Genomic DNA, 11,369 nt, shown 5'->3' with positions numbered 1-11,369 from the left:
GTCTGTGTGAAATGCTCTGAAAGGAGTAACCACCGCACAAGGAAACGAGGCGGTGCTGAGCACGCAGAAGTCAGCAGAGGTCATAGTAGGGATATGGACATGGAAACATGGACATGCTAACCGAAGGACCGAATCAGTAGGAGTCTTAAGTATGACCGAGAAAGGAGGAATGACCGCTAATGGCAGAAAACATAGATAATAATGGCTGTTCGCAAAGAGATAGTGCGGAACATGAAGGGTATGCGAAAGCGCTTAGGTCATTCAATCGGATATGGAAAGAAAGAGACAGTGCACAGCCGAAGCTCTTGGAAGCGATACTGTATAAGGATAACTTTAACAGAGCGTACAAAAGAGTTAAGGCAAACAAGGGAGCGCCAGGTATTGATGGTATGACCATTGAAGAGGCACTTCCGTACCTTAAGGAACATCAACAGGAGTTAATTGACCGCATATACCGCGGCAAGTATACCCCATCGCCAGTCAGGCGAGTTGAGATTCCAAAACCAGATGGTGGTGTGCGCAAGCTTGGCATACCTACCGTGATAGACCGAACACTCCAACAGGCAATAACTCAACAGTTAGTGCCCATCTATGAACCATTGTTTGCGGACGGAAGCTACGGCTATCGTCCAAACAGAAGCGCAAAGGATGCTATACAGAAGGTAAAGGAATACGCAGAACAAGGTTACACTTTTGCGGTAGTCTTGGACTTATCAAAGTATTTCGACACCTTGAATCATGAAATCCTTATCACTCTCCTCAGAAAGAATGTGAAGGATGAACGTGTAGTTCAACTAATAAAGCGTTATCTGAAAAGTGGGGTAATGGAAAACGGAGTGGTCATTGATACAGAGGAAGGTTCACCGCAAGGTGGATTATGCGGATATCTACATAACCCACCTTATGTCGAGCTAGTTGTTATGCCGAGTTAAACCTCACAGATATAATGTTTGTGCTAATAAGGTATGTTAAGCTCGGCATAACATTTTGCTAAAAAGAGTTCAAAAAGCTTAGAAGTTCCGAATCCGCCCTCCAGTCGGGAAGGTTAATGTTATCTGTTACTTTAGGCGCCAGAGCATTTATGGCTTCGTTTTTCAGACGATTATCTGCTCTACTGTAGATCATGGTCGTGGAAATATCTTCATGTCCGAGAAAATCGCGGATATATACGATGTTTATATTGGCTGCGAGCATGTGCATTGCCTTGCTGTGGCGGAATTGATGACAATGGACATGCGCAGGAAATGAGCAGTCTTCGTTATGGATTTTAGAAACATATTTATCAATTATGTACTGTATGCCATCTCTACTTATGGATTTACCGCTTCTATTGGTTATAAGCGGATGATCTGGCATGGCACCACTCCTAAGGCGGATTATGTATTCTTTTACAAGCCTTGCGGTTTTATCATCGATGACAACTGTTCGGTATTTATCACCTTTTCCATGAAGTCGCAGCGTAGGATTAGTATTGGTATTTATGTCCTTTAGTTTTATGTCACACAATTCCTGAACGCGGCAGCCGCTATCATAAAGAAGCGTAAGCGCTGTCCTATGGCGAAGTCCACTGCACGTATTGGCATCTGGATAATTGATCAGCTTTGACATCTGTTCTGCACTCAGGAAGGATATTTCCCTGCCTTCCGTTTTTTTGGAACGAACAGCCTGCACATCCAGAAGCGGTGCGATATAGTCAATGTACTCTATCTGCGCAAACGATGAAAAGGATTTCAGCGCAGCCAACCTCTGGTTTGTCGTTGATACTGAACATCCCCGGCTTCTGCACCATTCGAGGAATTCAACAATAAGCGGACGTGAAAAATCTGCCATGGTGAACTTTGACAACTTCATATCCTTATCCTCAGTCAGGAACAGTACAAATAGCTTAAGCGTATCCCTGTAACTTAAGATGGTATTCTTTGAATATCCCCTCTGCAGAGGCAGATAATCAGTTAAAAAGGAAGTAACTGCTTTTGAAAAATCAGTAGTAGTCCCTGTCATCGAAGGTCACCTCCTCAATAATAGACGGAAAGCTCCGCTGAAGGCTTTCACGTATGAACGGATATGCTTCTGCAGTAAGTTTGAGATAGTATGCTGTTTCCTCAAATCCCTCATGGCCAAGCATGGTTCTCATATATGGAAGATATGCCATCAGATCTTTGCCTTCTTTGCTCCATTTGAGCAGTAGATTAACACAAAAAGTATGGCGAAAATCATGAACACGTGGGCCTCGTCCTGTATGTGGGATGCCTGCTTTTCTGAGATATCTGCGAAAGTTTTTGTAAACGCATACTAAGGTCATGGGTCTTCCAGGGTACTGCATAAAAAAGTACTCGTCATCTGAAGAATCCTTGTGAATACTGCATTTCAATTCCCTGCATTTCTCTGCAAGAGAGTGGTGGATAGGTACTATCCTATCCTTTTGATTTTTGCCGCCTTTCACAATGATATATTCATCATCGAGGTTTATATCACTTATCCTAGCCAGCCTGAGTTCAGATACACGCATTCCGCTCGTGTAAAGTATCCTAAAGAATACAGGCATGACCTGGCCCCGGTACGGGCATTCAGAAGGCACAGACTTACTTTCATCTACAGCTGCAAAGAATCGCTTAAGTTCATCGTCTGTATATATGTGAGCATTGTAATGATGTTTTTTACTTGATGTGCCCGATAATGGAATATAAGCAGCCACACCTATATCATTCAGATATTTTGCAAAAACACGCATAACACTTATTCTGTTGGACTGATTTGTTAATGTCTCATGACTTCGCTTCCTGCACCACCCATCAGAGATTTCCTTTGTGATTTCCCGGACAGGTACATTGTTATCTGCAAAATATGTATCTATGCGCTGTAGCATTCCCTGCTCACTAACGTATTTGAACCCAAGTGCTCTTTTTAATGAAATGAATTCCTTTATATCATCAGCAAACACGCTTTTAAAGGTATATTCACTCATGGGCAAAATCCTCAGGAGGTAGGACACATTCAGCAAGCTTTTGTATATCAGTTTTTAAATACACAGCGGTTATATCCATGTCTGAATGCCCTAATACAGTAGTGATTACAGGTAGCGGAGTTTCCATTTCCAGCATAATTGATGCTGCGGATTGTCTTAAAGAATGAAAACCGGAGTGTCTGTCCTTGTCCCTGCGTATGCCAGCTTTCTGCATGTGGTATATGATACGTTGCTGCAAATGGTCGCTATCAGAAAACGAATTGAATGGAGGCATATGCTTTAGAAACACGTAATCAGAACCGTCATAATCAGGTCGTCCGTTTTTGATGTAATCAATAACAGCCCAGCCTACCTGGTCCGGAAGAGGAAGTGTCAGTGATTTTTTGGTTTTATGCTGAACAATAGCCAAGACTTTGTTATTCCAGTCAAAGTTGGAAAAACGCAATGCTTTGATATCACTGATTCTTAATCCCATTACACAAGCAAGAACCATCATGGCATAGTCCCGTTTCCCGATAGGACTGTTACGATCCACAGCAGCCAACAGTTTTTTCAATTCTTCAGGCTTCCATGCGGATGGAATGTGAGAAGTCTTTGATACGAGTGGTACGTGAATCTTATCAGCAAAGGAGTTCTCAAAAATGCCTGAATCCTTGAGATATCGAAGAAAATGTCTGAGCCCGCATATATCCTGTTCAATGGTTTTGAAACTGAAACCTGCCAAAGTTTTGATATAGCCATTGCATAATTCCATATCCAGTTCATTGATATCAGACACACTTTTTTGAGTAAGGTAATCCATGAAAACTAATGAAATGCGCTTATAGTGTTTGTGTGTGCTTTTTGAAATCTCAGGAGAGTTCAAAAACTCAACATACTTGTCGTGAATTCCAGAAAAGTATTCATTAAGCTTAATCGGATTCTTAGCTGCATAGAATCGCTGAGTAAGCACCTGATGGAGACGATAATCCTCCAACATATGGACCACTCTTAAAAGCTGCACCCGTTGCTGGGACAATGTGCCATCGTTATATTTGGTTACAAGGTTATAGGTCTTTTCAAGGTACGCCATGCCGCGTTCCATGTCGAATTCTTCGTCTCCGTACTCGGAGAGGATAAAGCGGCTGATCTTTGACCATTCTCGTTTATAAAACCTGATGGTCGCAGGATTGTAATTATTCTTTTCAAGTAATGATAGTAATCCATCTGTAATCACTGTTAGAGTCATATCGAAGCCTCCTTTCATCTTTTGGTGATTACAGAATAGCGGATAAACACTGCGTTTATAAGTCTGATAATCAAAAAGTATATACTGCATACTAAAAGGATAGGGATATTGAATTATGCCGAGTAATATAGCGCTTAAACCATATGAATTCTGCGCTGAGGAGCACTAACTATGCATAACACAAAACTAGACATAAGGTGGAAATCTATCTCCGCTTCTTGCGAATATCTACCTCAATGAGTTTGACCAAGAGTTTCTGAAAAGAGGTGTGCCCTGCATAAGATATGCAGATGATATCGTTCTTCTAGCGAAAAGCAAAAGAGCATCAGAGAGACTCTTGGAAAGCAGTACGAAATATCTCGAAGACAAACTGAAGCTAACGGTTAATCGAGAGAAAAGCCGTACTGTAAGCGCGTTTGCAATCCGAAATTTTAAATTCCTTGGCTTTGCATTGGGAAGGAACGGAAGTGGCGTTTTCGTCAGGGTTCATCCAAAGTCATGGAAGAAGTTCAAGTCAAAACTGAAAGATTTATCTTCCCGTAAGTCTGTACAGTCCATCAAACCGAGTCTTGGGAAAATCAAGGTATATGCGAGAGGGTGGCTTAACTATTACGGCATAGCAAGCATGAAGAATAACATCGACGAGATCAATGGATGGCTCTATCACAGAATCCGTATGTGTATATGGAAACAATGGAAGAAGCCCAAGACAAAGGTGCGAAATCTGATTAAGATGGGTGTACCCGAGGACTTGGCGTACATGGCTGGAAACAGTCGGCGTGGATATTGGTTTACCACACATACAGTCGCAGTCAACATGGCGATGACAAAAGAAAGACTGATAAACAGTGGCTTTTATGATTTAGCCACAGCCTATCAGTCCGTGCACGTCAACTATTGAAAGCGCCGTATACCGAACGGTACGTACGGTGCTGTTATCCTGAATTCAGGATAACAGCACTTATCCCGACTTCCTGATTATCCTGAAACTTACTGTCAGATATACTGTCTTCTTGGAGTTTGCCTGATGAAAGTCGGGATAACTTTTTTACTTCAAACCATAAAGTTTCTTCAGAAGCTCTTCATCATCTTCCCAATCAATATCTAATTCACCATTTATTAGTGGGTTGAGTTTTGATGTTGCTTTTTCAATAGCCTCTTGCTTCATTGTTGTGTCTGCATTTGCATAATACTGTCGCGTGGTATCCATTTTGGAATGACCAAGCCATTCTGCCACTAAAGGCAATGGCATTCCATTCCGATAAAGGTGCATTGCACGCGAATGCCGAAACATATGCGGATACAGATGTTCCGGAACTTCTGTTGATTTCAAATGACCCTGTCTGCCGTATTTTGCAATAAACTTACCTACATTATCCGCTGACATTTGTGATCGTATTCCTTTACGATCAGTATAAAACAGATAATCATCCGGTTGATCAGATGGATGGAACTTTCGACAATACTTTATCAGATGGTCTCGAGTCTTTTCCATGATTGGAATTGTCCTCATTTTCCGTCCTTTTCCTGTCACGCTAACAAAAGGACTATTACCATCCAAATGGATATCCCGCAGCTGAAGGTCAAGGATTTCTTGCACTCTGGCACCTGTATCATACAAAAGGATAAGAAAAACCAGGTCACGCTGTCCATTACGCTTGTTCTGGTCAGGTTGTTCAAGTATTATTGATAAAGCAGATTCGCTAAAAAACTCAATCTCATGAGGAACGGTATTTTTCTTCTTTGTGATATCCGCTATTTCGAGATTCAGAGCCATGAGTGTTTTATCTCGTTCTGATGCATATTTCATAAAAGATTTAATTGCAGCCAACCTCTGATTTCTGCTGCTGATACTATAACCCTTGCCTTTTTCCAGCCAATCCAGGAAGCTTTCTACAGCATCTTTGGAAATGCAACTGAAGGAAATCTGTTTCAAGGGATTTTCAAGAGAAACGTTATAATCAATAAACGCATTGAGGGCTTCTCTGTATGCTTTTATAGTATTCGGGCTCGCTCCTCTCTGGTTTGGAAGATATATGTTCAAATAATCCCGTATTTTCCGATAAAAGTACAGTGCATTATTCGTCATCGTCTTTCACCTCCGGAATCAGGCTGCTGAACTTTGACCAGTCCACTGCCGAAGATGATAAGAGCTTCTCGGGTAATAGATGAATATAGTATGCAGTATCCTCAAACTTGGTATGTCCCATGTAAGCACTTAGGTATGGTACTTTCGCGTAGAGATCTGCGTTTTCATTAAGCCATTTCGTAAATACAGCAGTAGCAAATCTGTGTCGGAGAAGATAAACACGGATTTTTTTTGCTGGGCTGTCAGGGTTTGATGCATTCCACAGGCGGCGAAATGTTTCAGAAAGCCATTTGCGTTCATAGCTGCCCCCGTCCGGGGACGGAAACATGTACTCAGTATTCGGAATTACTTTACGGCTATCGTGCAGGTAGTTTCGACACATAGCAGCGACATCATCAGAAAGAGGAATACGCCTTTCTTTGTGAGATTTATTCTTTCTTATGAAAAGAGTACCTTCTACCTCATTGAAATCATCTCGCAATAATTCGCGTCCCTCATTAGGACGTAAACCGCAGCAATATATCAACCGGAAAATCACAGGGATAATCAGATGGCGGCAGGGGCTCTGCTTACAGAATGGCTCTCTGTCACATTCTGCAAAAAGATTCCGTAGTTCCTGATCTGTGATAATATATGGCATTTCCCTATGCGTAATCGGTAAAATAGATGTCGGTATCACATACTCCGTTTCACCTATGGCACATAAATATTTGGAGAATTCGCGTAACGGTGTGATCCTCCGACGAAAGCCTTCTGGCGATTCGGTTGGCCTTCTAATGCACCATGTGGAAACAGTTTCTTCTGTGAACTGTGAATAACCGTTCTCTATGAAATATTTACAAAAATCCTTGAGGAAATACTCATATGTATCCTTAGAAAAGCCAAGGCTTTCTTTGTATTCAAGCATTCCATTGATGCAATTGGAGATGTTCATCGCAGATCACCTCCCAATGATTTAAGGCTGAGAGCACACTCACGAAGCCTCTCCATGTCTGCGGAAATGTATTGCTTTGTAGCCTTTGTTCCATTATGACCAAGGACCTGAGCAACAAGATCAACAGATACTCCATTAACTGCCATGCCGGTCCCAAGACCGCGACGCATACCATGCAAAGTCTTCCCGTCACCAACTGTATGCTTTATGCCTGCTTTTTTCAGGTATTTGCGGAAGATACATGCAATAGACACTCCATCATGATAACGACAAAACGGTGCACAATGGCGTACAAAAATGTGTTTGTCATCTGTTTTCGGACGTCCATTCAAGATGTAGTCTGCCAGGGCATTCAACATACTTTTTGATATAGGCAGAATTAGGGGCTCTGAAGTTTTTCCCTGTATTATTCGGATTTCACATCGCTTCCAATCAACATCACCAAACTCCAGTGCGGCAATATCTCCAGCACGCAAACCGCTGACAGCTGCGAGGGACATTGCTGCAAAATCCCTTTTTCCGCAAGGTGTATCACGAGGGATGCTCTCAAGCAGGTCAATCACTTCATCGATTGTTACACAGTCACGAACCCGATAATCCCTACTTCTTGGAGCAGAAAGCAGTAACCAGTGGTTGCTGTCATACATGCCACACCCGCATAGAAACTGAAAAAAACCTTTAAGGGAGCTGATGACATCATCCATACTTTTTGGACGGTCTTTTGAAATTTCAATAATGAAGCCACTTACATGCTGAGGAAGGATAGACGAGACTTCTATAATCCCTTCGTCAGATAAATAATTCAGAAATCTCCGACATATAGATCGTTTACATGCTTTCCTTTTATCGCTACAAGTTTGTTTTTCAATAAAGCGTTCGAGAAGGTCCTCATAAGCTTTAGGGATGGAAATGAGCTTCTTTTTGCTAAAGACTTTCCAATCGAAGCAGCCAGTATCAAAGACTTCTACAAGAATACGAATTCCACGGATTCTCCAGTTCAAGGTTTGTCTGCTGATAGCTTCGCTATCGAATAAACATAAAAAGTGTGTTTCCTGCTCTTGAATAATACTCGAATCAGTGATGAAAGAGTTACCAAGTCTTCTTTCAATCGGTCGAAATGCAGAACACTGGTAATCATCTATGGTTCCTGATGATAGCCCAATGTTCTCCAAGCATTTATTTGCCTGTTCAATTAGTTCAGATAAATACATTCCCATATGCACCTCCTGTAGTAGATCTAATGGCAGTTCCACTACTAAAGGTACATAAGTTATCTTGAAATTTCACTCAGAAAGCACCGAGGACAAAAGAAAAAATATCATATTTCAAGATAACTCGAAAGTCGGGATAAGTGCTGTGAGAGGACGGGAGCTAATCACTCCCTCCTACTCGATTCATAAAGGAAATTCTTATCTAAAAGAGAGCACTAGCCAGGGAGATTTTAGAAGTCATTCAGCGATAAATCTTTTATCTTACTCATGGCAATAGAATAAATGCTTACAGAAAATATGGTGGTAATAATGAATGAGATAATACATGAAGGAATATCCGGTGTGCGAAGGAACATATAATGTAACTGTTCCATGGTACGCAAAATGTAAAGTGCCATGATACATCCAAGAATTATCCCAAGTATAATACCTGCAGAAGTGGTAAATACTACTTCACGTATGGCATAAACGATGGTTTCACGTACCGTATAGCCATTAATTCTCATTATTGTCAGTTCGCCCTTTTTAGATACCAGGTACATGTTTGCGAGTCCCAGGATGACAAAGAAGGCCATGATACCTGAGAGTACGATCAGGAGAACAACAATAAGATTAAGAACAATAATTACATTTTGAAGAGTTTCTACCTCTTCAGAAGCCGGAGTATAAGCCTCAAATCCGGAAATGTTTGATAATTCATCTATCAGCTCGTTTTCTTTTGCCTTATCACTAAAGGTTATGAAGAAAGTGCTGTCATTATAATTCGTATTAACGATCTGCTCATAGTAGGATTTTGTCGATATTATGTATCTTCCAAGGTAATTATTTATTACTCCGCTTATTACGGCACTGTGTTTATAACCCAGATCATCAAGAACATAGATACTATCCCCCGGTGCAAGGTTATATATTTCAGACATCTTGGTAGTTATCAGAAGTCCGTTATTTGGATCCGGAGCCTTATCTGTAGCTGTCATTGACAGCAAATCACGGTTTGTATAGTGATCAATGATCGGATGATAGTAGGATAGGAGATTCAGGTCATCTGATAATAGAAACTCTATATATTCTGTAGTATCGTCAATTTGAACACTCCCCTGTTTATCCAAAAACAAAAGATAGGAAATGCCATTTTTATCAAGAAGCGTTGAGACTTTCTGTGTGACATCCTTAGATACAGATGTGTTTATGGTTATCTTGGCATCATATCCCGTATAATCGTTGACCTGTCTCTCAAGGGAACCGTTTATTGATGCGCGAAGTGTAAGACCAATAAGGGTAAGAGAACAGCATCCTGCTACGCTAAGTATTGTGACAATGACACGGATTATATCAGAGCGCATATTGAGCAGTATAATTCTGCTGTAAAGAGGGAGCATTCTTAGAAAAGGAGACTTTTCAAGTGCTTTCAAATGTCCTTTAGGAACGCGTTCAGAAAGAAGTTTTTGGGCAGAATCCTGCATAAGTGAACCGCATGAAAAGTATATGGCAAGTATGGCAACAATCAGAGCTATGATTATGGTGACTATTGTAGGAGTTATTTCAACAACTAATTTAAATCGCCCGAAAAAGAAGTGGTCACCATAGCCAAGGGCTATAACAGGTTCAATAATATAAAGCGAAAGAAGTATGCCAAGAAAAGCTCCAATCATAGCAGCTGAAAGACCAAAGATCAGATATTTTGCGAATATTTCGCTACTATGCATCCCCAGGGCTTTTGATATACCGATGATAGAACGTTGTTCAAAAACCATCCTCGAAAGGGATACAAATACAACCATTACGGAAATCAGAACAAACAGTATGGAGAAGGTCATATTCAGGTTTCTAAGATTTTCGAAGTTGTTTTTGGTATAGGTGAAGGATGGGTTGGCATTCCTGTTAAATACATACCAGATTCCTTCTCCCTTTGCTACGGTTTTATTATGATTCTCACGGGTGTCCTCAACACGGTCTACGGCATGATCATATTCCTTAACGCCCTTTTCATAATCGGAAATCTGTTCATCGGCGGTTTTATATTCTACAGGGTCCTTGCTGATGATTACAGATAGCATATTGCCCAGGTCTGCCATGACTTCACCTGTTTTACCGTTAAGTGAAGAGACCATTCTTCCGGCAAGCTCCAGGTCGGAAGAAGCGTCAGATAATTCTTTTTCGCTGTCCTTTAGCTGGTCATTCATGAAGCTTACATAGTTGTTATAGCGTACAGGTGCGAGCTTTTCCCCCAGAGCTTCTATTTTATCTATATATTCATCTGCAAGATTAAAATAAACATCACTAAAATAAGACACTCCTGATGGTTTATCAAAAATGACTTCAGCATAACTGTAACAGTTATCAAATTTGGAGCTATCAAAGGCATCTATTGGGACGAGAACGCAGTAGGACTCATCAAGGTCATAGGTCAGATGCTCTGCGTGGGTAAAAGTTCCTGTGACAAGAAAAGAGTTTTCATTCAGCTCAGGTGGATCCTCATCATACTGATCTTTTATCTGTATGGTATCTCCGACATTAATGGAAAGCTTTTGGGAAAGAATTTCTTCTATTATGCATTCATTGGATTTTTGTGGAAGTTTTCCCAAGGATATGGTGGGAATTCCGATTTTTTCAGGTATAGATGCCGCTGTAATGGACGTTGTGCTCTCATCTGTCTTAAGCTTTGCAAAGGAGCGAAGTCTTCCTTCAACGGTTGTGATTCCATCAATTGCATCAATTTCAGACAGGTCAGACTCAGAGAGCATGCAATTTGAAGAAATCTGTATATCCCTGAAATTTGTCTGGGTATAAACAGTTTCTGCTGCACTTTTTAGCCCGAAAGAAGAATACGTAAGACCTAAATAAGCCGCTGTAGCAAAGGATGCTACAACGATGATGGAAAACCAGGCTACAAGTTGTTTTCTTATATTTCGTAGTGAATCTGTAAGATGTATCTTTTTCAT

At 41.0% G+C, this 11,369-nt stretch carries 7 protein-coding genes and 2 pseudogenes; 2 read left to right on the top strand and 7 right to left on the bottom strand.

The features are described from left to right. Positions 1 to 179: 179 nt before the first annotated feature. A pseudogene (locus G622_RS21495) lies at positions 180 to 875 on the top strand (reverse transcriptase domain-containing protein); the annotation flags it as partial. Between the two features lie 115 nt (positions 876 to 990). Here G622_RS21495 and G622_RS0103385 read toward each other — a convergent pair. From G622_RS0103385 to G622_RS0103375, 3 genes are read right to left on the bottom strand one after another with little or no spacing between them, the layout of a single operon-like run. Beyond that, positions 991 to 2,001, bottom strand: coding sequence for a tyrosine-type recombinase/integrase (locus G622_RS0103385; protein WP_026509510.1), 1,011 nt, complete (start codon positions 1,999 to 2,001; stop codon positions 991 to 993). Next, complete coding sequence (locus G622_RS0103380; RefSeq protein ID WP_026509509.1) at positions 1,982 to 2,965, bottom strand: tyrosine-type recombinase/integrase; 984 nt, start codon at positions 2,963 to 2,965, stop codon at positions 1,982 to 1,984. The genes G622_RS0103385 and G622_RS0103380 overlap by 20 nt, the downstream gene beginning before the upstream one ends. Next, entirely contained in the window at positions 2,958 to 4,193 is a 1,236-nt protein-coding gene (locus G622_RS0103375; protein ID WP_026509508.1) for a site-specific integrase, read from the bottom strand. The genes G622_RS0103380 and G622_RS0103375 overlap by 8 nt, the downstream gene beginning before the upstream one ends. 196 nt (positions 4,194 to 4,389) lie before the next feature. Here G622_RS0103375 and G622_RS21490 point away from each other — a divergent pair. After that, positions 4,390 to 5,094: pseudogene (locus tag G622_RS21490) on the top strand (group II intron maturase-specific domain-containing protein); the annotation flags it as partial. 147 nt (positions 5,095 to 5,241) lie between these two features. Here the strand turns inward: G622_RS21490 and G622_RS0103365 are convergent. From G622_RS0103365 to G622_RS0103350, 4 genes are all read right to left on the bottom strand, one after another. Next, positions 5,242 to 6,282: a tyrosine-type recombinase/integrase gene (locus G622_RS0103365; protein WP_026509507.1), complete on the bottom strand. Its 1,041-nt coding sequence runs from the start codon at positions 6,280 to 6,282 to the stop codon at positions 5,242 to 5,244. Then, positions 6,272 to 7,216 (bottom strand): tyrosine-type recombinase/integrase, encoded by a 945-nt coding sequence (locus G622_RS21485; protein ID WP_049945661.1) that lies wholly within the window; start codon positions 7,214 to 7,216, stop codon positions 6,272 to 6,274. The genes G622_RS0103365 and G622_RS21485 overlap by 11 nt, the downstream gene beginning before the upstream one ends. Beyond that, positions 7,213 to 8,433: a tyrosine-type recombinase/integrase gene (locus tag G622_RS0103355; protein WP_026509506.1), complete on the bottom strand. Its 1,221-nt coding sequence runs from the start codon at positions 8,431 to 8,433 to the stop codon at positions 7,213 to 7,215. Before G622_RS0103355 ends, G622_RS21485 begins: the two co-directional genes overlap by 4 nt. Positions 8,434 to 8,657: 224 nt before the next feature. Further along, positions 8,658 to 11,369 carry an FtsX-like permease family protein gene (locus tag G622_RS0103350; RefSeq protein WP_026509505.1) on the bottom strand — a complete coding sequence of 904 codons (2,712 nt, stop codon included), beginning with the start codon at positions 11,367 to 11,369 and terminating at the stop codon, positions 8,658 to 8,660.

It is taken from the genome of Butyrivibrio sp. LC3010, from assembly GCF_000424385.1.
Taxonomy (GTDB): Bacteria; Bacillota; Clostridia; order Lachnospirales; family Lachnospiraceae; genus Butyrivibrio.
Note: the sequence above shows the minus strand (reverse complement) of the source record. Positions and strands in the feature narration are given on the sequence as shown.

Coding starts and splice junctions, on each gene's coding strand:
- G622_RS0103385 (WP_026509510.1), bottom strand. CDS start 2,001: ATGACAGGGACTACTACTGATTTTTCAAAAGCAGTTACTTCCTTTTTA.
- G622_RS0103380 (WP_026509509.1), bottom strand. CDS start 2,965: ATGAGTGAATATACCTTTAAAAGCGTGTTTGCTGATGATATAAAGGAA.
- G622_RS0103375 (WP_026509508.1), bottom strand. CDS start 4,193: ATGACTCTAACAGTGATTACAGATGGATTACTATCATTACTTGAAAAG.
- G622_RS0103365 (WP_026509507.1), bottom strand. CDS start 6,282: ATGACGAATAATGCACTGTACTTTTATCGGAAAATACGGGATTATTTG.
- G622_RS21485 (WP_049945661.1), bottom strand. CDS start 7,216: ATGAACATCTCCAATTGCATCAATGGAATGCTTGAATACAAAGAAAGC.
- G622_RS0103355 (WP_026509506.1), bottom strand. CDS start 8,433: ATGGGAATGTATTTATCTGAACTAATTGAACAGGCAAATAAATGCTTG.
- G622_RS0103350 (WP_026509505.1), bottom strand. CDS start 11,369: ATGAAAAAGATACATCTTACAGATTCACTACGAAATATAAGAAAACAA.